This is a genomic window from Streptomyces sp. NPDC041124 (genome assembly GCF_055592385.1).
In genome coordinates, this window is sequence record NZ_JBVIYR010000010.1 from 292,404 (window position 1) to 317,327 (window position 24,924).

At 72.1% G+C, this 24,924-nt stretch carries 20 protein-coding genes and 1 pseudogene; 13 read left to right on the forward strand and 8 right to left on the reverse strand.

The genetic code is table 11. The features are described from left to right. Window positions 1-16: 16 nt before the first annotated feature. The 8 genes from ACZ6A9_RS26415 (at window position 17) to pssA (ending at window position 9,021) form a co-directional block, all read left to right on the forward strand. On the forward strand, window positions 17-829 hold the full coding sequence (locus tag ACZ6A9_RS26415; RefSeq protein ID WP_468989864.1) for a TetR family transcriptional regulator: 813 nt from the start codon (window positions 17-19) through the stop codon (window positions 827-829). Window positions 830-1,232: 403 nt separating this feature from the next. Continuing rightward, window positions 1,233-2,576 carry a crotonyl-CoA carboxylase/reductase gene (gene ccrA / locus ACZ6A9_RS26420; RefSeq protein ID WP_468989867.1) on the forward strand — a complete coding sequence of 448 codons (1,344 nt, stop codon included), beginning with the start codon at window positions 1,233-1,235 and terminating at the stop codon, window positions 2,574-2,576. Between the two features lie 10 nt (window positions 2,577-2,586). Next, complete coding sequence (locus tag ACZ6A9_RS26425) at window positions 2,587-4,614, forward strand: protein meaA (protein WP_468989869.1); 2,028 nt, start codon at window positions 2,587-2,589, stop codon at window positions 4,612-4,614. Then, window positions 4,611-5,627 carry an HpcH/HpaI aldolase/citrate lyase family protein gene (locus ACZ6A9_RS26430; RefSeq protein ID WP_468989871.1) on the forward strand — a complete coding sequence of 339 codons (1,017 nt, stop codon included), beginning with the start codon at window positions 4,611-4,613 and terminating at the stop codon, window positions 5,625-5,627. Before ACZ6A9_RS26425 ends, ACZ6A9_RS26430 begins: the two co-directional genes overlap by 4 nt. 5 nt (window positions 5,628-5,632) lie before the next feature. Beyond that, complete coding sequence (locus ACZ6A9_RS26435; protein WP_468989873.1) at window positions 5,633-6,145, forward strand: MaoC family dehydratase; 513 nt, start codon at window positions 5,633-5,635, stop codon at window positions 6,143-6,145. A gap of 2 nt (window positions 6,146-6,147) precedes the next feature. Beyond that, window positions 6,148-7,353, forward strand: a complete 1,206-nt coding sequence (locus ACZ6A9_RS26440) for an acyl-CoA dehydrogenase family protein (protein ID WP_468989876.1) — start codon at window positions 6,148-6,150, stop codon at window positions 7,351-7,353. A gap of 170 nt (window positions 7,354-7,523) precedes the next feature. Then, window positions 7,524-8,180, forward strand: a complete 657-nt coding sequence (locus ACZ6A9_RS26445; protein WP_190098528.1) for a phosphatidylserine decarboxylase — start codon at window positions 7,524-7,526, stop codon at window positions 8,178-8,180. 22 nt (window positions 8,181-8,202) lie between these two features. Next, window positions 8,203-9,021, forward strand: a complete 819-nt coding sequence (pssA, locus tag ACZ6A9_RS26450) for a CDP-diacylglycerol--serine O-phosphatidyltransferase (RefSeq protein ID WP_189559904.1) — start codon at window positions 8,203-8,205, stop codon at window positions 9,019-9,021. A 221-nt stretch (window positions 9,022-9,242) separates the two neighbouring features. Here the strand turns inward: pssA and ACZ6A9_RS26455 are convergent, their stop codons facing one another. Further along, on the reverse strand, window positions 9,243-10,361 hold the full coding sequence (locus tag ACZ6A9_RS26455; protein WP_468989994.1) for a glycerate kinase: 1,119 nt from the start codon (window positions 10,359-10,361) through the stop codon (window positions 9,243-9,245). A 187-nt stretch (window positions 10,362-10,548) separates the two neighbouring features. Here ACZ6A9_RS26455 and ACZ6A9_RS26460 point away from each other — a divergent pair, with 187 nt between their 5' ends. The 3 genes from ACZ6A9_RS26460 to ACZ6A9_RS26470 all read left to right on the forward strand — a co-directional run bounded on the left by ACZ6A9_RS26460 (window position 10,549) and on the right by ACZ6A9_RS26470 (window position 13,155). Next, entirely contained in the window at window positions 10,549-11,631 is a 1,083-nt protein-coding gene (locus ACZ6A9_RS26460; RefSeq protein WP_468989878.1) for an ADP-ribosylglycohydrolase family protein, read from the forward strand. Window positions 11,632-11,865: 234 nt separating this feature from the next. Next, on the forward strand, window positions 11,866-12,369 hold the full coding sequence (locus ACZ6A9_RS26465; protein WP_468989881.1) for an NUDIX domain-containing protein: 504 nt from the start codon (window positions 11,866-11,868) through the stop codon (window positions 12,367-12,369). A gap of 60 nt (window positions 12,370-12,429) precedes the next feature. After that, window positions 12,430-13,155 (forward strand): SIR2 family NAD-dependent protein deacylase, encoded by a 726-nt coding sequence (locus ACZ6A9_RS26470; protein WP_468989884.1) that lies wholly within the window; start codon window positions 12,430-12,432, stop codon window positions 13,153-13,155. A 16-nt stretch (window positions 13,156-13,171) separates the two neighbouring features. Here the strand turns inward: ACZ6A9_RS26470 and ACZ6A9_RS26475 are convergent, their stop codons facing one another. From ACZ6A9_RS26475 to ACZ6A9_RS26490, 4 genes are all read right to left on the reverse strand, one after another. Further along, complete coding sequence (locus tag ACZ6A9_RS26475) at window positions 13,172-13,654, reverse strand: methylated-DNA--[protein]-cysteine S-methyltransferase (RefSeq protein ID WP_468989887.1); 483 nt, start codon at window positions 13,652-13,654, stop codon at window positions 13,172-13,174. A gap of 21 nt (window positions 13,655-13,675) precedes the next feature. Next, window positions 13,676-15,166, reverse strand: a complete 1,491-nt coding sequence (locus ACZ6A9_RS26480; RefSeq protein WP_468989889.1) for an AlkA N-terminal domain-containing protein — start codon at window positions 15,164-15,166, stop codon at window positions 13,676-13,678. 150 nt (window positions 15,167-15,316) lie between these two features. Next, entirely contained in the window at window positions 15,317-16,171 is an 855-nt protein-coding gene (locus ACZ6A9_RS26485) for a DUF72 domain-containing protein (protein WP_468989892.1), read from the reverse strand. 36 nt (window positions 16,172-16,207) lie between these two features. Further along, window positions 16,208-20,119: a glycoside hydrolase family 2 TIM barrel-domain containing protein gene (locus ACZ6A9_RS26490; RefSeq protein ID WP_468989896.1), complete on the reverse strand. Its 3,912-nt coding sequence runs from the start codon at window positions 20,117-20,119 to the stop codon at window positions 16,208-16,210. Between the two features lie 322 nt (window positions 20,120-20,441). On the opposite strand from ACZ6A9_RS26490, the gene ACZ6A9_RS26495 reads away from it, so the two are divergent. After that, entirely contained in the window at window positions 20,442-20,873 is a 432-nt protein-coding gene (locus ACZ6A9_RS26495) for an NfeD family protein (RefSeq protein ID WP_468989899.1), read from the forward strand. Between the two features lie 4 nt (window positions 20,874-20,877). Beyond that, window positions 20,878-21,945 carry an SPFH domain-containing protein gene (locus ACZ6A9_RS26500; RefSeq protein WP_468989902.1) on the forward strand — a complete coding sequence of 356 codons (1,068 nt, stop codon included), beginning with the start codon at window positions 20,878-20,880 and terminating at the stop codon, window positions 21,943-21,945. A 21-nt stretch (window positions 21,946-21,966) separates the two neighbouring features. Here the strand turns inward: ACZ6A9_RS26500 and ACZ6A9_RS26505 are convergent. The 3 genes and pseudogenes from ACZ6A9_RS26505 to ACZ6A9_RS26515 all read right to left on the reverse strand — a co-directional run bounded on the left by ACZ6A9_RS26505 (window position 21,967) and on the right by ACZ6A9_RS26515 (window position 24,828). Then, a pseudogene (locus tag ACZ6A9_RS26505) lies at window positions 21,967-22,485 on the reverse strand (O-acetyl-ADP-ribose deacetylase). Beyond that, window positions 22,482-23,891 (reverse strand): phytoene desaturase family protein, encoded by a 1,410-nt coding sequence (locus ACZ6A9_RS26510; protein ID WP_468989904.1) that lies wholly within the window; start codon window positions 23,889-23,891, stop codon window positions 22,482-22,484. Before ACZ6A9_RS26510 ends, ACZ6A9_RS26505 begins: the two are co-directional and overlap by 4 nt. Window positions 23,892-23,979: 88 nt before the next feature. Then, complete coding sequence (locus tag ACZ6A9_RS26515; RefSeq protein ID WP_468989906.1) at window positions 23,980-24,828, reverse strand: inositol monophosphatase family protein; 849 nt, start codon at window positions 24,826-24,828, stop codon at window positions 23,980-23,982. Between the last annotated feature and the right edge of the window lie 96 nt (window positions 24,829-24,924).

The window sequence follows — 24,924 nt, forward strand, 5'->3', positions numbered from 1 at the left end:
GCAGTACGTTCAGGGCATGTCCCAGCCCGCCAAGTCCGTACGTACGCCAGCCACGACCGAGCCCCCGGAGAGCTCAGCGGGCTCCCGTGCCGCCGCCCAGCGGCTGAAAATGCGCCGGGAACTGGCGGCCGCCGCGATGGAGCTGTTCGCGACGAAGGGGTACGAGGCCACCACCGTCGACGAGATCGCGGCCGCCGCCGGGGTCGCCCGCCGCACGTTCTTCCGCCACTTCCGTTCCAAGGAAGAGGCGATCTTCCCCGACCACGACGACACCCTCGTGCGTGCCGAGGCGGTGCTCAACGCCGCGCCCGCGCACGAGCATCCGCTGGACACGGTGTGCCGCGGCATCAAAGAGGTCATGAAGATGTACGCGGCGCGGCCGGAGATCTCGGTCGCCCGCTACAAGCTGACGCGCGAGGTGCCCACCCTGCGGGAGGCCGAGATCGCGTCGGTGGCCCGCTACGAGCGGCTCTTCACCCGCTATCTGCTCGGCCACTTCGACGAGCACGCGCACGACGACGACGCCAACGACGACCCGCTGCTCGCGGAGGTCGCCGCGTCGGCCGTCGTCACCGCGCACAACCACGTGCTGCGGCGCTGGCTCAGGGCCGGCGGCCAGGGCGATGTGGAGACGCAGCTGGACCACGCCTTCGCGATCGTCCGCAAGACCTTCGGCAGCGGCATCATGGCGGGGCGGCGCGCCGCGCCCCCGCAGCGGCCGGCCGCCTCGGTGTCCGCGCAGGGCGAGGTCCTGGTGACCGTGGCGCACGTGGACGCGCCGCTGGACGAGGTGATGCGGACCATCGAGCAGGCACTGAAGGAGCGCTGAGCGGCCCCCGGAGGCTCGGAAAACGCTCCCTCGCCACTGTGACGACGGCCACCCCACCGGGTGGCCGTTTTGCCATGTCAGGGCCCCTTTTAGGACCCGCTTCCGGGCCCATTCGATCGATCATCGCTCATCTGATGGGTAAAAGTTTCACCTGAGCCAAGGTTCTGGCACTGGGTGCCTTGCCTGATGACACGGCGTGCCATACGTTGAAGGAGTCCGGGCGAGTCCCGGCGGGCCCACCGCCCGCACGTCCGGACGCCTGCGTCACAGGCACCCTCCCGCGCACACCAAGCGCTGCCGAAGCACCACCGCCGGACCGACGGCAACCCCCGACCCTCAGCAGCACACCCGACGTAACCCCCAGCGCCCCTCCCTCAGGGCGCTCACCGCCGGAGGCAACACCGTGACCGTCAAGGACATCCTGGCCGCGATCCAGTCGCCCGACTCCACGTCGGAGGACTTCGCCGCCCTGCCGCTCCCCGAGTCGTACCGCGCGATCACCGTGCACAAGGACGAGACGGAGATGTTCGCGGGCCTCGAGACCCGCGACAAGGACCCCCGCAAGTCGATCCACCTCGACGACGTGCCGCTGCCCGAGCTCGGCCCGGGCGAGGCCCTGGTGGCCGTCATGGCCTCCTCGGTCAACTACAACTCGGTGTGGACCTCGATCTTCGAGCCGCTGTCCACCTTCGGCTTCCTGGAGCGCTACGGCCGGCTCAGCGAGCTCACCAAGCGCCACGACCTGCCGTACCACATCATCGGCTCCGACCTCGCCGGCGTCGTGCTGCGCACCGGCCCCGGCGTGAACGCCTGGCGGCCCGGCGACGAGGTCGTGGCCCACTGCCTGTCGGTCGAGCTGGAGTCCAGCGACGGCCACAACGACACGATGCTCGACCCCGAGCAGCGCATCTGGGGCTTCGAGACCAACTTCGGCGGCCTGGCGGAGATCGCGCTGGTGAAGTCCAACCAGCTGATGCCCAAGCCGGACCACCTCAGCTGGGAGGAGGCCGCCGCCCCGGGTCTGGTCAACTCCACCGCGTACCGGCAGCTGGTGTCCCGCAACGGCGCCGGCATGAAGCAGGGCGACAACGTCCTCATCTGGGGCGCGAGCGGCGGACTCGGCTCCTACGCCACGCAGTTCGCGCTGGCCGGTGGCGCCAACCCGATCTGTGTCGTCTCCAGCGACCAGAAGGCCGACATCTGCCGGTCGATGGGCGCCGAGGCGATCATCGACCGCAACGCCGAGGGCTACAAGTTCTGGAAGGACGAGAACACCCAGGACCCGAAGGAGTGGAAGCGCTTCGGCAAGCGCATCCGTGAGCTCACCGGCGGCGAGGACATCGACATCGTCTTCGAGCACCCCGGCCGCGAGACCTTCGGCGCCTCGGTCTTCGTCACCCGCAAGGGCGGCACCATCACCACCTGCGCCTCGACCTCGGGCTACATGCACGAGTACGACAACCGCTACCTGTGGATGTCGCTGAAGCGCATCATCGGCTCCCACTTCGCCAACTACCGCGAGGCCTGGGAGGCCAACCGCCTCATCTCCAAGGGCAAGATCCACCCGACGCTCTCGAAGACGTACGCCCTGGAGGACACCGGCCAGGCCGCCTACGACGTCCACCGCAACCTGCACCAGGGCAAGGTCGGCGTGCTGTGCATGGCCCCCGAGGAGGGCCTGGGCGTGCGCGACCACGAGAAGCGCGCGCAGCACATCGACGCCATCAACCGCTTCCGGAACATCTGAGGGCCGGGACATGACAGAGCGCCAGAAGGACCGTCCGTGGCTCATGCGGACGTACGCCGGTCACTCGACGGCCGAGGCGTCCAACGAGCTGTACCGGCGCAACCTCGCCAAGGGACAGACGGGTCTGTCGGTCGCCTTCGACCTGCCGACCCAGACCGGCTACGACTCCGACCACGTCCTCGCCCGCGGCGAGGTCGGCCGGGTCGGGGTGCCGGTCGCCCACCTCGGTGACATGCGCCGGCTGTTCCAGGACATCCCCCTGGAGCAGATGAACACCTCGATGACGATCAACGCCACCGCCATGTGGCTGCTGGCGCTCTACCAGGTCGTCGCCGAGGAGCAGGGCGCGGACATCACCGCGCTCCAGGGCACGACCCAGAACGACATCGTCAAGGAGTACCTGTCCCGGGGGACCCACGTGTTCCCCCCGGGGCCGTCGCTCCGCCTGACGACGGACATGATCGCGTACACGGTCTCCCACATCCCGAAGTGGAACCCGATCAACATCTGCAGCTACCACCTGCAGGAGGCCGGGGCCACGCCGGTGCAGGAGATCGCGTACGCGATGTCCACCGCCATCGCCGTGCTCGACGCGGTGCGCGACAGCGGCCAGGTGCCGCAGGAGCGCATGGGCGACGTGGTCGGCCGCATCTCCTTCTTCGTCAACGCGGGCGTCCGCTTCGTCGAGGAGATGTGCAAGATGCGCGCCTTCGGCCGCATCTGGGACCGCATCACCCGCGAGCGGTACGGCATCGAGAACCCCAAGCACCGCCGCTTCCGCTACGGCGTCCAGGTCAACTCCCTCGGTCTGACCGAGGCGCAGCCGGAGAACAACGTCCAGCGGATCGTGCTGGAGATGCTGGCCGTCACCCTCTCCAAGGACGCCCGCGCCCGCGCCGTGCAGCTGCCGGCCTGGAACGAGGCCCTGGGCCTGCCGCGCCCCTGGGACCAGCAGTGGTCCCTGCGCATCCAGCAGGTCCTGGCGTACGAGAGCGATCTGCTGGAGTACGACGACATCTTCGAGGGCTCGAAGGTGATCGAGGCGAAGGTGGAGGAGCTGGTCACGGACTCGCTCGCGGAGATCGAGCGGATCCAGGAGATGGGCGGCGCGATGGCCGCCGTCGAGTCCGGCTACCTCAAGTCCCAGCTGGTCTCCTCGCACGCCGAGCGCCGGGCCCGGATCGAGTCCGGCGAGGAGAAGATCATCGGGGTCAACGCCTTCGAGGGCACCGAGCCCAACCCGCTGACCGCCGACCTGGACACCGCGATCCAGACGGTCGACCCCGCGGTGGAGGCCCGGGTCGTCGCCTCGCTGCGGAACTGGCGCGACAGCCGCTACCAGCCGCCCTTCAACCACCCTCGCCCCTGCAAGGCGCTGGAGAAGCTGAAGGAGGCCGCCCGCGGCACCGACAACCTCATGGAGGCCACCCTGGAGTGCGCCCGCGCCGGTGTCACCACCGGCGAGTGGGCCGGGGCGCTGCGCGAGGTGTTCGGCGAGTTCCGGGCACCGACCGGTGTCTCCTCCGCCCCGGTCGCGGTCGCCGCCGAGGAGGGCTCCGCCCTGTCGGAGGTCCGCCGCAAGGTGGAACTGACGGCCAAGGACCTGGGCGTGGGCAAGCTGCGCTTCCTGGTTGGCAAGCCGGGCCTGGACGGGCACTCCAACGGCGCCGAGCAGATCGCCGTGCGGGCCCGCGACGCCGGCTTCGAGGTGGTCTACCAGGGCATCCGGCTGACGCCGGAGCAGATCGTGGACGCCGCCCTCGCCGAGGACGTGCACGCGGTGGGCCTGTCCATCCTGTCCGGCTCGCACGCCCAGCTGGTGCCGGACGTGCTCGAACGGCTCCGTGTGGCCGGCGCCACGGACATTCCGGTGATCGCCGGTGGCATCATCCCCAGCGGAGACGCCGAAGAGCTGCGGGCCGCCGGAGTGGCCGCGGTCTTCACCCCGAAGGACTTCGACATCACCGGGATCATCGGCCGCATCGTCGACGAGATCCGCAACGCGAACAAGCTCGACCCCATGGAGGTCCCCGCATGACGGCCCACCCGTCGCCCGCCACCGCCCTTCCAACGGGCGGCTCCGCCGCGCCCCTTTCCTTCGACCGCCTTCGCCCCCGGCGTTCCTGCCTGGCGGTGCCCGGCTCGAACCCGCGCTTCCTGGAGAAGGCCCAGGGCCTCCCGGCGGACCAGGTCTTCCTCGACCTGGAGGACGCCTGCGCCCCGCTCGCCAAGCCCGAGGCCCGGCACACCATCGTGAAGTTCCTCAACGAGGGCGACTGGACCGGCAAGACCCGCGTCGTGCGCGTCAACGACTGGACGACCGAGTGGACGTACCGGGACGTCGTGACGGTCGTCGAGGGAGCCGGCCCGAACCTCGACTGCATCATGCTGCCGAAGGTCCAGGACGCCCAGCAGATCGTCGCCCTCGACCTGCTGCTGACCCAGATCGAGAAGACCATGGGCTTCGAGGTCGGCAAGATCGGCATCGAGGCGCAGATCGAGAACGCCCGCGGCCTGAACAACGTCAACGAGATCGCGCAGGCCTCCCAGCGCGTCGAGACCATCATCTTCGGCCCGGCCGACTTCATGGCCTCCATCAACATGAAGTCGCTGGTCGTGGGCGAGCAGCCGCCCGGCTACCCGGCGGACGCCTACCACTACATCCTGATGAAGATCCTGATGGCCGCCCGCGCCAACAACCTCCAGGCGATCGACGGCCCCTACCTGCAGATCCGCAACGTGGACGGCTACCGCGAGGTCGCCCGGCGCGCCGCCGCGCTCGGCTTCGACGGCAAGTGGGTGCTGCACCCCGGCCAGGTCGAGGCGTCCAACGAGATCTTCTCGCCGTCGCAGGAGGACTACGACCACGCCGAGCTGATCCTGGACGCGTACGACTACTACACGTCCGAGGCGGGCGGCAAGAAGGGCTCGGCGATGCTCGGCGACGAGATGATCGACGAGGCCAGCCGCAAGATGGCCCTGGTCATCTCCGGCAAGGGCCGCGCCGCCGGCATGCGGCGCACGTCGACGTTCGAGATCCCGGAGGCCTGAGCGCGATGCAGTTCGGACGCACCTACGAGGAGTTCGAGGTCGGCGCGACGTACAAGCACTGGCCGGGGAAGACGGTCACCGAGTACGACGACCACCTGTTCTGTCTCCTCACCATGAACCACCACCCGCTCCACATGGACACGAACTATGCGGAGAGGACGACGGACTTCGGCAAGAACGTCGTCGTCGGGAACTACATCTACTCGCTGCTGCTCGGCATGTCCGTGCCCGACATCTCCGGCAAGGCGATCGCCAACCTGGAGATCGAGTCGCTGAAGCACGTGGCGCCGACCTTCCACGGCGACACGGTCTACGGGCAGACGACCGTGCTCGACAAGTGGCCGTCGAAGTCGAAGAACGACCGCGGGATCGTGTACGTCGAGACCAAGGGCTACAAGCAGGACGGCACGCTGGTCTGCGTGTTCCGCCGCAAGGTGATGGTGCCCACGGAGACGTACATCAAGGAGCGCGGCGGCGAGCAGCCCGGCCGCCCGGAGCTCGGGGAGCAGGAGAAGTAGAGATGAGCCGTCTCGCCCAGACCGCCGGTCTGACCGACGTCCAGCAGGAGATCCTCTCCACCGTCCGCGACTTCGTGGACAAGGAGATCATCCCGGTCGCCACCGAGCTGGAGCACCGTGACGAGTACCCGCAGGCGATCGTCGACGGCCTGAGGGAACTCGGCCTGTTCGGCCTGATGATTCCCGAGGAGTACGGCGGTCTGGGCGAGTCCCTGCTGACGTACGCCCTCTGCGTCGAGGAGATCGCCCGGGGCTGGATGTCGGTGTCCGGCATCATCAACACGCACTTCATCGTGGCGTACATGCTCAAGCAGCACGGCACGCAGGAGCAGAAGGACCACTTCCTGCCCCGCATGGCGGCCGGCGACATCCGCGGCGCCTTCTCGATGTCGGAGCCGGCCCTCGGCTCCGACGTGTCGGCGATCACGTCGAAGGCGGTGAAGGACGGCGAGGAGTACGTCCTGAACGGCCAGAAGATGTGGCTGACGAACGGCGGGACGTCGTCGCTGGTGGCCGTTCTGGTGCGGAGTGACGAGGGTCACCCCGAGGGCACGGCGCCGCACAAGTCGATGACGACCTTCCTGGTGGAGAAGGAGCCCGGCTTCGGCGAGGTCCGTCCCGGCCTGACCATCCCCGGCAAGATCGACAAGATGGGCTACAAGGGCGTCGACACCACCGAGCTCATCATGGACGGCCTGCGGATTCCCGCCGACCGGGTGCTCGGCGGCGTCACCGGCCGGGGTTTTTACCAAATGATGGACGGCGTCGAGGTCGGCCGCGTCAATGTCGCGGCCCGCGGCTGCGGCGTCGCTCAGCGTGCCTTCGAGCTGGGCGTCCGGTACGCCCAGCAGCGTCACACTTTCGGCAAGGCGATCGCCCAGCACCAGGCCATCCAGTTCAAGCTGGCGGAGATGGCTACCAAGGTGGAGGCCGCGCATGCCATGATGGTGAACGCAGCGCGCAAAAAGGACTCCGGAGAACGAAACGACCTCGAAGCAGGGATGGCGAAGTACCTCGCCTCCGAGTACTGCAAGGAGGTCGTGGAGGACGCGTTCCGGATCCACGGCGGCTACGGCTTCTCCAAGGAGTACGAGATCGAGCGCCTCTACCGTGAGGCGCCGATGCTGCTGATCGGTGAAGGCACCGCCGAGATCCAGAAAATGATCATCGGCCGTCGACTGCTCGAAGAGTATCGATTCCAGGGCTAGATGTCCGGGTACGGGGTGTTTTCTTGGAGAAGAGGATCACACCCCGTATGCACTCTTCAGCCGTCGACTTGGTTGCCTGGCTTACCCAGTTGCGGCCGGAAGCCGCTACGATCGCCGGAAAGCCGCCGTCCCCCGCAGTTGCGCGGCATCATCCGCTACGAAGGTCATCCATGCCCCACAGCCAAACCTCTGCACCTCGCGACAGCCTCGCCGGCGTACGCCTCGCGCGCGGAGCCTCGCCGTGGCTCCTGCCGACCGTCGCCACCGCAGCCGTCAGCCTTCTGCGCGCCCGCCGCTCGGGTGCCGCCAAGGCCGTCGCCGTCCCCGCCACCGCCCTGGCGGCGGGGATGCTGTGGTTCTTCCGCGACCCCGAGCGCGAGATCGCCCAGGGCCGGGTCATCTCGCCCGCCGACGGTGTGGTGCAGAGCATCATGCCGTGGAAGGACGGACGCACCCGCGTCGCGATCTTCATGAGCCCGCTCAACGTCCACGTGAACCGCGCCCCGCTGGCCGGCACGGTGACGTCCGTCGAGCACATCCCCGGTGGCTTCGTTCCCGCCTTCAACAAGGAGAGCGAGAACAACGAGCGCGTGGTGTGGCACTTCGACACCGAGCTCGGCGACATCGAGATGATCCAGATCGCCGGCGCCGTCGCCCGCCGCATCGTCCCGTACGTGCCCCGGGGCACCAAGGTCGAGCAGGGCGAACGCATCGGTCTGATCCGCTTCGGCTCCCGTGTCGACATCTACCTGCCCGAGGGCGTGGAGGTCGACGTCGAAGTGGGTCAGAAGACCGTGGCTGGGGTGACTCGCATTGACCGTGGTTGATCCGGAGACACAGGCCGGCTGGGTGCCGGAGGCCGACGAGGCGGACGACGAGGAGGAGATGCCCCTCTCGCTCCGCCTGTCGATAGCGGACACCCTCACCCTGGGCAACGCCACCTGTGGCTTCATGGCGGTGTACTTCACCACCACCGGCATCCTGATCCCGCACCTCCAGGGCAGCCAGGAGACCGGCATGGCCCGCCACAGCGCGGCCACCGCCGTCATCCTGATGCTGTGCGCGGCGGTCTTCGACCTCTTCGACGGCCTGGTGGCGCGCAAGCTGCGCTCCTCACCGATGGGCGCGGAGCTGGACAACCTCTCGGACCTGATCAGCTTCGGTCTGGCGCCGGCGTACTTCGTCCTGGTCTACGGCATGGTCGCGGACGACGCGCACCAGAGAGTGGCCGCGGTCGGGGCGATCGTGGTGCTGCTGGCGGTGGTGCTGAGACTGGCGCGGTTCTCCTGCGTCACGGTGAAGGACGGCACCTTCCAGGGCATGCCGTCACCGTTCGGCGCCCTCACGGTCGTGTCGATCGTGCTGCTGGAGCTGCCGTTCGTGGCGACGCTGCTGGCGATCCTGGGCACGGCCTGGCTGATGGTGAGCCGGGTGGAGTACCCGAAGCCGCGGGGCCGCCTCGCGGTGGCCATGCTCTCCTGGATCGTGCTGTCGATGGGTCTGCTGGCGGCGTGGGCGTTCGACGCGCCGAGCGGCCAGCTGCTGCTGCAGACGGGCTGCGCGCTCCAGCTGGTGATGGGCGCGGTGATCCCGCTGTTCGCCACGGCCCGCCGGGTGAACAACTTCCGCGACAACCGCCGTGAGGCGAGGGCGGCCCAGCTGCCGTAGCGCCTCGGTGCGCCCCGAGGGGCCCCGGACCCGGTCGGGTCCGGGGCCCCTCTGTCTGCAGTGAGCGGGCCGTGACCGCACCTCCGCGGATCTGCCCGTCCTGCGCGGGGGTCTTGCGTGGGGGGATCGCCACACGGTCCCGGCCAGGGGCCCGGGCCGGGACCGGCACGCCCGGTGAGGCGGCGATAGGTCCAGGCGATGGCCGCCGGACCCGCCGCGGGTCAGCGCAGGAAGTCGCGGGCGATGCGCTCCGCCGTGCGTTCCAGGATCGGTCCCGCCTCGGCGATGCACCGCGCCACGTCCGGCTCGAGGTCCGTCAGGGCGTACGCCCGCCGGATTCCCGCCCGTCCCAGCACCTCCGGCGGCAGCGCCAGCCGCCCGCACACCGCGACGACCTCCTTGCCGGCGGCGCGGGCCACCGCGGCGACACCCGCGGGGGCCTTCCCGTGCAGGGTCTGCTCGTCCAGCGAGCCCTCCCCGGTGATCACCAGATCGGCCCGCTCCAGCGCCGGCGCGAAGCCCAGCACGTCCAGCATGACCGCGATGCCCGGCCGGAACACGGCGCCCAGCAGCAGCGCCCCGAATCCGATGCCGCCCGCCGCGCCCGCACCGGGCGACGCCGCGTGATCGGCTGCCCGCGGCCCGACGACGGCCTCCAGCACCTTCACGAAGTGCGCCAGGGCCGCGTCCAGCCGCTCCACGTCCTCCGGCGACGCACCCTTCTGCGGCCCGTACACCGCCGGCGCGCCCTTCGGACCGGTCAGCGGATTGTCGACATCGCTGGCGAGGACCAGGGCGACCGACCCGAGACGCGGGTCGAGGCCGGACAGATCCGCGGACGCCAGCTCCGCCAGCCCTCCGCCTCCCGGCCCCACCGGCTCGCCCCCGGCCGTCAGGAACCGCGCCCCCAGCGCCGACAGCATGCCCGCACCGCCGTCGGTGGTGGCGCTGCCGCCCACCCCGAACACGATGGTCCGGGCGCCCGCGTCCAGCGCGGCCCGCAGCAGTTCCCCGGAGCCGTACGTCGATGCCGTGAGCGGCGCGAGGACCCCCTCCGGCAGCCGCTGCAGCCCGCTGGCCTCCGCCATCTCCACGACGGCGGTGCCGTCCCGCAGCGCGTACGCCGCGGTCACCGGCTGCCCGAGGGGTCCGGTGACGCGTACCTCGCGCCGCTCGAACCCCGCCGCCACCGCCGCGGCCACCGTGCCGTCGCCGCCGTCGGCCACCGGCAGCGCCTCGACCACCAGGTCCGGTACGACCCGGCGCAGCCCGGCCGTCACCCGTCCGGCGACCTCGACGGCCGTCAGCGATCCCTTGAACTTGTCCGCGGCGACGAGCACCCGTTGTGCCGACCGCACCGTACGAGTGCCGCTTCCTGCAGCGTCCGCCACTTGCGTTCCCCTCGCTCTGCGGGCCTCGCGCACCTGCGGAGGCCAGTCGCGCCGCTGTGACCCTAACCGGCGGGCGGGGCCGCCGCCACGGCCTGCCCACCTCGTGGAACGGCGCGCAAGCGGGTACACCGGTTGCATGACCGCGACGACCGCTGTGCGCACGGAGTCAGGACTCGCCGACCGCGTCCTGGGAGGCTGGCTGGGCCGGATCGCGGGCAACATGCTCGGCAAGCCGGTCGAGCAGGGCGAGGTGTGGACGCGTGCGCGCATCGACCGCTACCTGCGGCGCACCGACGCCCTCCCCCTCACCGACTATCTGCCCGAGCCGCCGTCCGAGAGCGAGGCGCGTGACCTGCGCCCCGAGTGGCGGGCCTGTGTCCGCGGCCGCGTCCGCGGCAGCTGCCGTGACGACGACATCGACTACGCGGTCCTCGGCCTGCACCTGCTGGAGACCCACGGCTTCGGGTTCAGCACCGAGCAGGTGGGCGACCTGTGGCTGCTGCGGCTGCCGTACCTGCAGACGTTCACGGCCGAACGGGCGGCGTACCGCAACCTCGCGAACGGACTGAAGCCCCCGCTGACAGCCACGTACGACAACCCGTACCAGGAGTGGATCGGCGCCCTCATCCGGGCCGACATCCACGGCTGGACCTGGCCGGGCGCCCCGCGCCGCGCCGCCTCGCTGGCCCGCAGGGACGCGGTGCTGTCCCACACCGGCAACGGCGTGTACGGCGCCATGTGGGCGGCGGCGCTGATCTCGGCGGCGTTCACCGCGCCCACCGTGCGGCACGCGCTGGACGAGGCGCTGACGGTGATCCCGGCGGGCAGCCGCCTCGCCCGCACCCTGCGCCGGGTGGCCTCACTGCACGGTGCGGGGCTGGCCTGGGAGGAGACGCTCACGACGCTGGAGGAGGAGACGGCCGGCCTGGGCTGGATCCACACGGTGCCGAACGCGGCCGTGCTCACCGCCGGTCTGCTGTACGGCGACGGCAACTTCACCCGCACGATCGCCCTGACGGTGCGCGGTGGCCTGGACACCGACTCCAACGGGGCGACGGCGGGCTCCGTGGCCGGGGTGATGTGCGGTGCCGCGGCGATCCCGGCGCACTGGAAGGACCCCTTGCGGGACACGGTCCGCAGCGCCGTCTTCGGCTTCGACGGGGTGCGCGTCGGCGAACTGGCGGAGCGGACGCTGCGGCTGGCGCGGGCGGAGGTCTGACGGACGGCCGGGCCCGCCGGTCCCGGGACGGGCGGGTGGGGCCTGCGGCGGGGGCGTCGGACGGGTGGCGCGTCCCCGCCTCCGGCCGCAGGCGACGGCGGGCGTGGCCCCTCACCCGTGCCCCGGCGCGTGCGCCGCCCGTGCCGGCCGTGGGACGGCGTGTGCTGTGGTGCGCCCGGTGAGCCGGTCACCGTTGCCGGGAGGAGGCCCGGCACCGCCACTACCCTTCCCCGCATGACCACCACCCAGGACACCCAGGACTACGCCGCCTACATCGCCTCCCTCCCCCGTGTCCTCGCCGGCGCCGCCGCGCTCTTCCGGGACGGGGAGGGCCGGGTGCTGCTCGTCGAGCCGGACTACCGGGAGGGGTGGGCGCTGCCCGGCGGGACGATCGAGTCGGACGACGGGGAGAGCCCGCGCGAGGGTGCCCGGCGCGAGACGGCCGAGGAGATCGGCCTCGACCGGGAGCTCGGCCGGCTGCTGGCGGTGGACTGGGTGCGGGGAGCGGGCCGGCCGCCGGTGGTGGCGTACCTGTACGACGGTGGGGTGCTCGGCGACGACGACCTCGGGGCGATCCGGTTGCAGGAGTCGGAGTTGCTGTCGTGGCGGCTCGTGCCGCGCGGGGAGCTGACCGGGTACCTCGAGGGCTCGACGGGGCGCCGGGTGCTGGCCGCGCTGGACGTCCTCGCCGACGGTTCGGGCACCGCGGAGCTGGAGGACGGGTACCGGGTGCGCTGAGTGCGCACCGGCGCCGATATCCGTTCGCGGGGCGCGCGTGGCGGAACCTACCCTCGGCTCATGAGCAAGCCCCTCGTCGCCCTCCTCAGCGGTGCCGGCGTCAGCACCGACTCCGGCATCCCGGACTACCGCGGGCCGAACGGCCTGTGGCGCCGCGATCCGGAGGCCGAGAAGCTCGTGACGTACGAGTACTACATGGGCGACCCGGAGATCCGCCGCCGGTCGTGGCGGATGCGGCGCGAGACCTTCGCGCTCGCGGCCGAGCCCAATGCCGCGCACCGGGCCGTGGCCGAGCTGGAGCGGTCCGGGGCGGCGGTGCGGGTGATCACCCAGAACGTGGACGGGCTGCACCAGCGGGCCGGCGTGCCGGACCGCAAGGTGCTCGAACTGCACGGCACGGTACGGAGCGTGGTGTGCACCAGGTGTCATGCGCGCGGTGCGATGGAGGACGCCCTCGCCCGGGTCGAGGCCGGTGAGGACGATCCGCCGTGCCGGGACTGCGGCGGCATCCTGAAGTCGGCGACGGTGATGTTCGGCGAGCGCCTCGATCCCGTGGTGCTGGGCGAGGCGGTGGCGATCAGCAAGGCCTGCACGGTCTTCGTCGCCGTCGGCACCAGTCTCCAGGTCCACCCCGCCGCCGGGCTGGCGGACGTGGCCGCCGACCACGGGGCCCGTCTGATCGTGGTCAACGCGGAGCCGACGCCGTACGACGAGCGCGCGGACGAGGTGATCCGCGAGCCGATCGGGACGGCACTGCCGCAGCTGCTGCGCCGGATCGCCGCCTGAGCGGGGTCCGAAGGTCCTAGAACAGCGCCGCCGCGCGTTCGAAGTCCAGCAGGCGCTGTTTGCGCTCCAGGCCGCCGCCGTAGCCGGTGAGGCCGCCGCTCGCGCCGACGACCCGGTGGCAGGGGACGATGATGCCGATCGGGTTGCGGCCGTTGGCGAGGCCGACCGCGCGGGATGCCCTGGGGTTGCCGAGGGCGTCCGCGAGCTGGCCGTAGGTGCGGGTCTCGCCGTAGGGGATGCGCGCCAGCTGTTCCCAGACCCGGCGCTGGAACGGCGTGCCGTCCAGACGCAGGGGGAGGCCGAACACCTTCAGGTCGCCCGCGAAGTACGCCGCCAGCTGAGCCCGCGTCTCGGTGAAGGGGGTGTCGTCGGGCGTGCCGAAGGTCTCCTCCGGCGGGCGGTGGCGCTGGCCTGCCATGTAGAGGCCGCACAGGACGCCGTCGTCGGCGACGAGCGTCAGGGGGCCGTAGGGGCTGTCGATCACGGTGTGCTGCTTCATCGGCTGCGTGTCCTCGGCTGCTCAGACGGGGAGGAAGTTGATCGGGTGGCTGTCGGTCGCCCACAAGTACTGCACCGCGTACGCCCGCCAGGGCCGCCAGGCCTCCGCGCGGGCGGTGAGGGCGGCCGGCGTGGACGGCAGGCCGAGTTCCCGGGCGGCGCGGCGGATGCCGAGGTCGGTGGGGAGGAAGGCGTCGGGGTCCCCGAGGGCGCGCATGGCGACGACGTCGGCCGTCCAGGGTCCGACGCCGGGCAGGGCGAGGAGCAGGGCGCGGGTCCCGGACCAGTCGCTGTCGGCGCCGAGACGGAGCTCTCCGTCCGCGAGCCGGCGGACCAGCGTGGTGAAGGTGGTGCGCCGGGTACGGGGCATGGCGAGGGTCTCGGGGTCGAGCGCGGCCAGGGCCCCGGGGGACGGGAAGAGGTGGGTCAGGCCGCCCTCGGGGTCGCCGACCGGTGTGCCGTGCGCGGTGACGAGGCGGGCCGCGTGGGTGCGGGCGGCGGCGGTGGAGACCTGCTGGCCGAGGACGGCCCGGACGGCGAACTCCGCCTCGTCCACCGTGCGCGGCACCCGGCGGCCGGGGGCCTTGTCGACCAGGGGGGCGAGGACCGGGTCCGTGCGCAGCTGGTCGTCGACGGCGACCGGGTCGGCGTCCAGGTCGAGCAGCCGGCGGCAGCGGCTGATGGCGACGGTGAGGTCGCGGGGGTCGGTGAGCGTGAGGCGGCAGGCGATGTGGTCGGGCTGCGGCGCGAGCGCGACGATGCCGTGTCCGTGGGGCAGACGGAGGGTGCGCCGGTAGGCGCCGTCCCGCCACTCCTCCACTCCGGGTACGGCGGTGGCGGCGAGGTGGCCGAAGAGGTTGTCGGGGTTGAGCGGGGTGCGGAACGGCAGCCGCAGGGACAGTGCGCCGGGGGCGGCGCCGGGCGGGGTGGTGCTCCGCGGGGCCGCGCGGGTGCGCAGGGCGCCCGGGGAGAGGGCGAAGACCTCCCGCACGGTGTCGTTGAAGGTGCGCACGGAGGCGAACCCGGCGGCGAAGGCGATCTCCGCCATCGGCAGGCCGGTCGTCTCGATGAGCAGCCTGGCGGTCTGGGCGCGCTGGGCGCGGGCGAGCGCGAGGGGGCCCGCGCCCAGCTCGGCGAGGAGCTGGCGTTCGACCTGCCGGGTGCTGTAGCCGAGCCGGGCGGCGAGGCCGGGGACGCCCTCGCGGTCCACGACGCCGTCGGCGATCAGCCGCATGGCGCGGGCCACGAGGTCGGCCCGGTGGTTCCACTCCGGTGAGCCGGGGCTGGTGTCGGGGCGGCAGCGTTTGCAGGCCCGGAAGCCGGCCTGCTGGCAGGCCGCCGCGCTGGGGTGGAAGACCATGTTCTCCGGTTTGGGGGGCACCACCGGGCAGCTGGGCCGGCAGTAGATGCCGGTGGTCAGGACGGCGGTGAAGAACCAGCCGTCGAACCGCGCGTCCTTCGACCGCACGGCGCGCACGCAGCGCTCGGTGTCGGTGTGCATCCCCATTCGCATGTCTCAAGGATCGGGTACGGCGGCACCCCGGTCTGGCGGGAATCCGACATCGACGTCCTCCGTCCTGCGGCGGTCCGGATCGCCCGGACCGGTCCGCCGCGGCCCGGCGCGGGGGCGTGGCGTGCGCGTGGCATCGTCCGGCGGCCCGGTTCAGCGGTCCGGCTCGGTGAGCAGCCCGCGCATGGTCTCGGCGGCCCGGACGGCGGCGTCCGCACAGCAGTTGTTGAACAGCACATGCAGTTCGTCGGTCCGTCGCGCCGCGCGCCGCAGCCGGGGCACCCAGGCGGCCAGTTCGGTCACGTCGTAGTCGTGGCGGAAGCGGTCCTCCTTGCTGCCCCTCCCCCAGGCCGGGCTGCGTCCGTGGAACCGTACGACGGCGAGTCCGGGGCGGCTGACGGGTGCGAGGGGCGGCAGGGAGCCGGTGAGCCCTTGCGCCATGTCCACGCCGACGGCGGTGGCGCCCAGGGCGGTCAGCTGGGCGCGGGTGTCGTCCGCGCGGTCGGCACCCCACCACGCGGGGTGCCGGAACTCGACGGCGAGCGGCCAGCCGGCGGTGCGCCGCGCGCAGTCCTCGAGGGTCCGCTCGGCGGTGGAGCCGGGTGCGAACCAGGGCGGGAACTGGAACAGTACGGTGCCCAGCCGCCCGGCGGCGCGCAGCGGCTCGACCGCGTCCGCGAACCGCCCCCACACCTCGTCGAGCAGGTCGCCGCCCACCGCCCGGCCGCGCAGGTCAGGCGGCAGTGCGCGCTCAGGCGTGGGGTGGCCGGTGAGCAGGGAGAACGCCTTGACGTCGAAACGGAAGCCCTCCGGTGTGCGCTCCACCCACAGCTCGCTGTTGCGGCGGCGGGGCAACGCGTAGTAGCCGGAGTCCACTTCGACGACGGGCAGCCGGGAGGCGTAGTGCCGCAGCCGGCCCTCGGCGTCCCGTCGTCCGCGCGGATACCAGCCGCTCGCGAGGAGTTGACGGTCCGTCCACGAACACGCTCCGACCAGAATGTCACCCATGGGAGCCCGGTTACCCGGGGCTCCCACGGGTGTGCCTCATTCGGTCGCCGTGGGCCGGCGCGCGGCCGCCGTCGCCTCCCTCACACCGGTCAGCGGGCGCAGCCGGTAGGTGTACGCGTAGTCGCGGTCGGCGAAGAGCTTGAACTCGTCGTGGGTGTGGGCGCCCCAGCTGTCGTCGCCGCCCACGCCCATCTGCCGGTGGTTGACCCGCAGGACGACGGCGTCCCGGGGGGTCAGCTGGTAGTCGTGGCGGACCCCGGCGGACAGGTCCTCCGGGGTGAAGTGCGAGGCGTTGATCTCCAGGAGGGGTTCGCCCGACACCAGCAGGCCGCGTCCGCGGCCGTCGGTCAGGGCGGCCCAGCGGACGTCGGTCTTGTTGCCGTTCTCCTGCGGGCGGATGTACGGGGTCCACTGGCCGGCCACGGTGGAGGCGTACCGGCCCACGTCGGTGCCGGTGTTGCGGTCCCAGTGGTTCTCCTCCGGGCCGCGGCCGTAGTAGTGCAGGCGGTCCAGGCGGCGCGGCAGGAACAGCAGCGAGCCGACCTCGGGGAGGTACGGCAGGTTCGCGGCTCCCGGGTGGAGGGTGTTGTCGACCTTGATCTCGCCGTTGCCGAAGACCGTGTACACGGTGGTGTACGCGGACTCCACGGTGGTGGGCAGGGTGCCGCCGACGGTGATCTCGACGGCCCGGTCGTCGAGGACTCGTACGGCGACGTCCGTGACCGTGCGCCGGGCGCCGGCGTCGCGCCAGGTCTGGTTGCGCAGGTGCTGGCCGTTGCCGCGGTCGTTGTCGGTGGGCGCCCGCCAGAAGTTGGGCACGGGGCCCGAGGTGACGAGGGGGGTGCCGTCCGCCTCGTAGGAGGTGAGGGTGCCGCTGCTCCGGTCGACGGTGGCCGAGAAGCCCTTGCCGGTGACACGGATGTCCTCCTCCCGTTCCTCGTGCCGCAGGACCGGAACGCTGCGCAGCGGCACCGGCGTCACGGGCGGGCTCGTGGCCGCCAGCGGGAGCTGCTGGCGGGCCACCTCGAAGCCGGCCTCGGCCCACTTCGTGGGCTCCCTGGTCGTGAAGGCGAGTTGGAGGAAGTACTCGGTACCCGGCTCCGGGTCCGCGGGCAGACGTACGGGCAGGGTGATGTCCTTGGCGGCCTGCGGTGGCACGTCGAGCTGGTCGCGGGTCAGCCGTCCGCGCCGTACGATCCGGCCGTCCGCGGCGAGTTCCCAGCGGCCGTCGAAGTCACGGAGGTTGGTGAACAGGTGCTCGTTGGTGAGGGTGACGTCACCCGGCCTGGGACCGGAGGCCGCGTGGATCGCCTGGTAGACGCGCTTGACCTCGGCCGCCTTGCCGGTGTGGGCGCGGTCGGCGGTGACGATGCCGTCCGCGACGAAGGCTCCGTCGTTGGGGTTGTCGCCCCAGTCGCCGCCGTAGGCGAGGAACGTCCCCGCGCCGGGACGTTCCCGCTCGGCCTCGACGGTGGCGGCGTCGAACCAGAACCGTACGCCGTCGTCGCCGGGACCGCGGCCCTCGTCGGCCAGTTCGGCGGCGGTGAGGGCACGGGCGTGGACGCGGGCGCGGCGGAGGGTGCCGCTGAACTCGCGGGTCTGGTTGTCGGCGTCGGAGGCGAGGGAGAGGGGGGCGGTGTTGCTGCTGGGCCGCCGGTCGGTGGTGCGGGTGGCCCGGAGCGCGCCGTCGGCGTACAGGCCGAGGGTGCCCGCGTCCGCGTCGAAGACCCCGGCGATGTGGTGTTCGCGGCCGGTCCAGCCGTCCGGCAGCGTCCAGTTGACGGCGATCCACTGGCCGTCGGCGTGGATGAAGAACTCCAGTCTGCGGTCGGTCTGTTTCAGCGCGTACTGGGTGTCGCCCTTGGCGATGACGGGCTGGTGGTAGCCCAGCACGTCCGGGGTGATCCAGGCCTCCAGGGTCAGGGAGCCGGTGAGGTCGAGGCTGTCGTGGCGTTCGAAGACCGTGATGCCGGACAGGCCCTTGTCGCGGTCGAGCGTGCCGCGGGTGGCGAGGATCTCGCCGCGCAGTCCGGCCGGGCCGGACTCGGTCAGCAGGATGCGGTCGGGGACGGGTGTGTGGAGGGACTGGTCGGCGAAGTCCCAGATCCAGCCGCCCTGGAGGACGTCGTGGCGGCGGACGACGTCCCAGTACTTCGTGAGGTTGCCGTTGGAGTTCCCCATCGCGTGGGAGTACTCGATCATGACGTACGGGCGGGTGTCGGAGGTGTCCCGGGCGCGCTGCTCGACCCGTGCCGGGCTCTCGTACATCCGGGAGCGGATGTCGCTGACACCGGGGCGGTCGTCGCCCTCGTACTGGATGACGCGGGTGGGGTCGTAGGAGCGGATCCAGTCGTGCATGGCGGTGAAGGTGCTGCCGCCGCCGGCCTCGTTGCCGAGTGACCAGATGACCACCGAGGGGTGGTTCTTGTCGCGGTGCACCATGTTCCGGGCGCGGGCGAGGCAGGCCTGCGTCCACTGCGGGTGGCTGCCGGGGTACTCGGAACGGATGCCGTGGGTCTCCAGGTTGGTCTCGTCGACGAGGTAGAGGCCGTACTCGTCGGCGAGTTCGTACCAGAGCGGGTTGTTCGGGTAGTGCGAGGTGCGGACGGAGTTGATGTTGGTCCGCTTGATGATCCGGATGTCCTCGATCATGTCCTCGCGGGTGAGGGCGGTGCCGCGGGCCGGGTGCATCTCGTGACGGTTGGTGCCGCGGAAGGAGACGGGCCGGCCGTTGATCCGCATCAGCCCGTCCCTGATCGCGAACTCGCGGAAGCCCACCCGGTGGGACAGGGTCTCCACCACCGCTCCGGCCGGGTCGCGGAGCCGGAGGACGGCCGTGTAGAGGTACGGCCGCTCGGCCGACCACAGCCTCGGCCCGGTCACGGCCTTCGCGGCCCGTACGGTGACGTCCTCCCCCGCGCCGGCCGCCGCGATGTCGGCGGTCTGCTGGAGCGGGCGGGACCAGACGGCGTGGCCGCGCGCGTCGTACAGCTGGGTCTCGACCGTGTACCGGCCGCTCCCGCCCTCGCCGTAGGCGCGGACGCTCGCGGTGACGGCCAGCTCGCCGTCGGTCCAGGTGTCGTCCAGCGGGGTGTCCAGCTTGAAGTCGCGCAGGTGCACGGCCGGGGTGGAGTAGAGGTACACCGGGCGGAAGATGCCGCTCAGCCGGATCATGTCCTGGTCCTCCAGCCAGTCGCCGTCGGCGTATCGGTACACCTCCACGGCGATCTGGTTGGTGCCGGGCCTCAGACGGTCGGTGATGTCGTACTCGGAGGGCGTGTAGGAGTCCTCGTCGTAACCGGCGAGTTCGCCGTTGATCCACACGTAGTGGGCGGACTTGACGCCCTCGAAGTGCAGGAAGGTGCGGCGGCCCGTCCAGTGGCGCGGGACGGTGAAGGTGCGCCGGTACTGGCCCACCGGGTTGTAGCGGGTGGGGGCGGCGGGCGGCTGCGGGTCCTCACCGCGGCCGTTGGGGCCCCAGTACGGGTAGGTGATGTTCAGGTAGATCGGGACGTCGTGGCCGTGCAGCTGCCACACGGACGGGACGGGCAGGGTGTCCCAGTCGCTGTCGTCGGTGTCGGTGCGGTGGAAGTCGGGGTCCCGGTCGTCGGGGCGGTCGGCGAGGGCGAACTTCCAGGCGCCGTCCAGGCTCAGCCGGTAGGGCGAGCGGGTGCGGTCACCGGCGAGGGCCTGCCGTACGTCGGCGTACGGCATGAGGGTGGTGTGCGGCGGCTGGGTGCCAACGGTGAAGACACCGAAGTCGTTCCATTCCGGGGGCGGGCCGGCCGCCGCCCGCCGGCCGGCGGCCGCGTGCGCGGCGCCCGGCGGGGCGGACAGGGCGACGGCGCCGAGGAGGGCGGCGCCGGACTCCAGGAGACGGCGGCGGCTGACGACCGGCCGGTCGGGGTGGGTGGGCCGGTCGGCGGGAGACATGTGGGGGTGCGGCATGGACCGTGGCCTTCCTCGGTTCGACAGAGCGCTGCACGGACTGAGGGCACGTCGGACTCCCCCGTCGCCGCGTCGCCGGGCGGGGGACGTTGTTCCGGGCAGGAACCACGACGGTTGGTGACGGAGCTGCTACTGAGCCAGCCACACCCTAGGACCCGAACACAACCGAAGCAATGATCCCGTCCGATTCTGTGCGGTCCTGAGGGTTCGTCGATAGGGATGGTCCTCTCGGCGCACGCCTCTCGGATCCCGGCCCGCCCCCGCCTAAAGTGGAAGCAAAGGTCTGGCCCTCGAACCCCGCACCGGTGAGAAGAGGCGCGTCATGGATCCATGGCTGATCTGGCTGATCGTCGCGGCCGTGCTGGCCCTGGCGGAGATCTTCACCCTGACCGCCGCACTGGGCATGCTGAGCGCGGCGGCGCTGGCCACCGCGGGAGTCGCCGCGGTCGGGCTGCCGCTCTGGCTCCAGCTCCTGGTGTACGCCCTGGTCGCCACCGGCACGCTGCTGTTCGTCCGTCCCCTCGCGCTGCGCCACATGGTGCAGCCCCAGGCCGCGCGCTTCGGCACGGACGCCCTGATCGGCAGGCCCGCCTACGTCCTGTCGGAGGTGACGGGGACGGGCGGCCGGGTGCGGATCGACGGCGAGGAGTGGACGGCGCGCAGCTACGACGAAACCCTGGTCATCCATACGGGAAGGACCGTCGACGTCATAGAGATCAGCGGCGCCACCGCGCTCGTCTACCCCAGGGACTGAAGCCATGGACATCTCCGCCCCTCTCATCGCCGGCCTGATCATCGCCCTGTTCGCGATCTTCACCGTGGTGCGAGCGGTCCGCATCGTGCCGCAGGCCCGCGCCCGCAACGTCGAACGGCTGGGCCGCTACCACCGCACGCTCACCCCCGGGCTCAGCCTCGTCATCCCCTACATCGACCGGGTGCACCCGCTGATCGACCTGCGGGAGCAGGTGGTCTCCTTCAAACCGCAGCCGGTCATCACCGAGGACAACCTGGTCGTCGAGATCGACACCGTGCTGTACTTCCAGGTCACCGACCCGCGGGCGGCCTTCTACGAGATCGCCAGCTTCCTCCAGGCCGTCGAACAGCTCACGGTCACCACCCTGCGCAACGTCGTGGGGTCCATGGACCTGGAGAAGACCCTCACCTCCCGGGACACCATCAACAGCCAGCTCCGCGGGGTGCTGGACGAGGCCACCGGCAAGTGGGGGCTGCGGGTCAACCGGGTCGAGATCAAGGCGATCGACCCGCCGCAGTCCATCAAGGAGGCGATGCAGAAGCAGATGCGCGCCGAGCGGGACAAGCGGGCCGCGATCCTGGGGGCCGAGGGCCAGCGCCAGTCGAAGATCCTCACCGCCGAGGGCGACAAGCAGGCGGCCGTCCTGCGCGCGGAGGGCAACCGGACGGCCGCGATCCTGGAGGCCGAGGGCCAGTCCCGGGCCATCGACGAGGTGTTCCAGGCCGTGCACCGCAACGACCCCGACCCCAAGCTCCTCGCCTACCAGTACCTCCAGGCGCTCCCCCAGCTCGCGCAGGGCTCGGGCAACAACTTCTGGGTGATCCCGAGCGAGATCACCTCCGCCCTGCAGGGCGTGTCGCGCGCTTTCACCGAGGTGCTGCCGCCGTCATCGGCCACCCGGGAGAAGCCGTCGGCCGACGACAGCACCACCCGGGCCGCCGACGACACCGCCCAGGCGGCCCGGGCGGCGGCTGAGGCCCTCGCGGACGCCGCCGAGGCCGACAGCGGCACCCCGGGCGCCGGCCTCCGGCGCCGCCGGCTCGCCGAGGGCGGCGACGACAGCCGTACGTGAGCGGGGGCGGGCGGGGGCGGGTCAGCCGGTCTGCGCCGCGAACGCCTCGTGGGCCCGGTCGTCGAAGAGGACGAACCTCACCTCTTCGACGGCCGTCGGCGTGTTCCGCACCGTGTCGACCGCGATGCGCGCCGCGTCGTCCATCGGCCAGCGGTACACGCCCGTGGAGATCGCCGGGAAGGCGACCGTGCGGGCGCCCAGCTCGTCGGCCACGCGCAGCGACTCCCGGTAGCAGGAGGCGAGCGGCGCGGGATCGCTGCCGGGTCCCTGGTACACCGGGCCGACGGTGTGGATCACTCAGCGGGCGTCGAGACGGCCGGCGGTGGTGGCCACCGCCTGCCCGGTGGGCAGGCCCTTTCCGTACGCGGAGGCGCGCAGGGCGCGGCACTCGGCGAGGATCTCCGGGCCGCCCCGGCGGTGGATCGCGCCGTCGACGCCGCCCCCGCCGAGCAGGGAGGAGTTGGCCGCGTTGACGATCGCGTCGGCGCTCTGGCGGGTGATGTCGCCCCGGACGAGGGTGAGGGTGGGGGTGGGGGTCATGTCTGGCGCAGCCTCCTCCAGACGGCCTTCGCCGCGTTGTGGCCCGGCATGCCGTGCACGCCGGGGCCGGGCGGGGTGGCCGACGAGCAGATGAAGACGGCGGGGTGCGGGGTGGCGTAGGGGAACAGGGACAGTCTGGGGCGCAGCAGCAGCCGGAGTCCGGAGGCCGCGCCGGTGGCGATGTCACCGCCGACGTAGTTGGCGTTGCGGGCCGCGAGTTCGGGCGGTCCGGCGGTGGCCCGGGCCAGCACACGGTCGCGGAAACCGGGGGCGTAGCGCTCCAGTTGGCGTTCGATGGCGTCGGTGAGGTCGCCGGTCCAGCCGTTCGGCACGTGGCCGTAGGCCCAGAAGACGTGTTTCCCGGCGGGGGCGCGGGTGGGGTCGGCGACAGAGGGCTGCACCGTGATGAGGAACGGGGCGTCGGGGGCGCGGCCCTCGCGGGAGGCGGCTCGCAGGGCAGCGCCGATCTCGCCGCTGTCGGCGCCGACCTGCACCGTGCCGGCCGTGCGGGCCTCGGGCGCGGTCCACGGCACGGGGCCGTCCAAGGCGTAGTCGATCTTGAAGACGCCCGGGCCGTAGCGGTACTTCGCGTAGTGGTCGCCGAAGCCGGCGATGCGGGCGAGGGCGGTGGGCGAGGTGTCGAAGACGTAGGCGCGGGCGGGCGGCAGGTCGTCGAGGCGCTTGACCTCGTAGTCGGTGTGGACGGCGCCGCCGAGTACCTTCAGGTAGGCCGCGAGGGCGTCGGAGATCGCCTGGGAGCCGCCGCGGGCGACGGGCCAGCCGCGGGCGTGAGCGGCGAGGGCGAAGACCAGCCCGACGGCGCCCGTGGCGAAGCCGCCCAACGGGGCCATGACATGGGCGACGAGACCGGCGAACAGGGTGCGGGCCCGCTCGTCGCGGAAGCGGCGGGTGAGCCAGGTCGACGGGGGCAGCCCGACGAGGCCGAAGCGGGCGAGGGTGACCGGGTCGCGGGGCAGCGCGGTCAGCGGCAGGGACATGAAGTCGCGGGCCAGGGTGTCCCATCGGGGCAGGAAGGGTTCGACGAGGCGGCGGTACGCGCCGGCGTCACGCGGACCGAAGGAGGCGGCCGTCTCGGCGACCGACCGGGACAGCACGGCCGCCGTGCCGTCCGGGAAGGGGTGGGCCATCGGCAGCGGCGCGTGCAGCCACGTGAGGCCGTGGCGCTCCAGCGGGAGGGCGCGGAAGGCGGGTGAGTTGACGGCGAGGGGGTGGGCGGCGGCGCACGGGTCGTGGCGGAAGCCGGGAAGGGTGAGTTCCTCGGTGCGGGCTCCGCCGCCCACGGTGTCCTTCGCCTCGAACAGGGCCACCGAGAAACCGCGCCGGGCCAGCTCCACGGCGGCGGTCAGCCCGTTCGGCCCCGCCCCCACCACGACCGCATCGAGCATCGACGGCACCTTCGGACTCCTTTGTCAGCGGGCGGCCACTGGGGGATCAGGATATGCCGGGGCTCCGGCGCCCCCGGGGCCCATCGGGTCAGGCCGCGTCCGCCAGCAGGTCCACCACCCGGCGCGCGGTGGCGGCGTCCCGGGCGGCGGTGAAGGGCAGGGTGTTGCCGCCCCGTATGTCGAAGGGCCTGCCCGCGCGGGTGAGGTGGATGCCGCCGGCCTCCTCCACGAGGAGCAGCCCCGCCGCGTGGTCCCACGCCGCCTCCCAGCCGAAGGCCGTGGCGTCGGACTCCCCGCGGGCGACGGCCAGGTACTCGAGCCCGGCCGAGCCGCAGGGGCGGGGTGCGACCCCGTCCGTCCACAGGCCGAGCAGCGAGCGCTTCTGCGCGTCGGTGGTGAAGTCCGGGTGGGAGGTGGCCACCCGGAGGTCCTCGCCGGGCCGCGGGGAGCCGGCGCGCAGCCGCTCCCCGTCGAGGTGGGCGCCGTGTCCGCGGACGGCCGTGGCGAGCCGGTCGTGGACGGGGGCGTAGGTCCAGGAGGCGTGGACGACTCCGTGCCGGGCGAGGGCGACCAGGGTGCAGAACCCGGACTCGCCGTGCACGAACTGGCGGGTTCCGTCGACGGGGTCGATGATCCAGACCGGTGCGTCGCCCCGGACCGCCTCGTAGGAGGCCGGGTTGGCGTGCACCGCCTCCTCACCCACGACCACGGAGCCGGGCAGCAGGGCGGCGAGCACCCCGGTGAGGTACAGCTCGGCGTTGCGGTCGGCGTCCGTCACCAGGTCGTGCGGGCCCGCCTTGCGGTCCACCTCGTGGTCGGCGAGGCGCCGCCAGCGCGGCATGATCTCCTGCGCGGCGGCCTTGCGTACGGCGTCCTCCACGTCGAAGGCGTGCCGGGTCAGAAACTCGTCGATGGTTTCGTCACGGTTCTCGATCATGCCTCCATGAGAGCACGGGCCACTGACATTCCCGTCCCTCCCGGTGCACCCCCGGTGGAATCGGCATGAAAATGGGGTGCCGGCCACCCGGTGTGT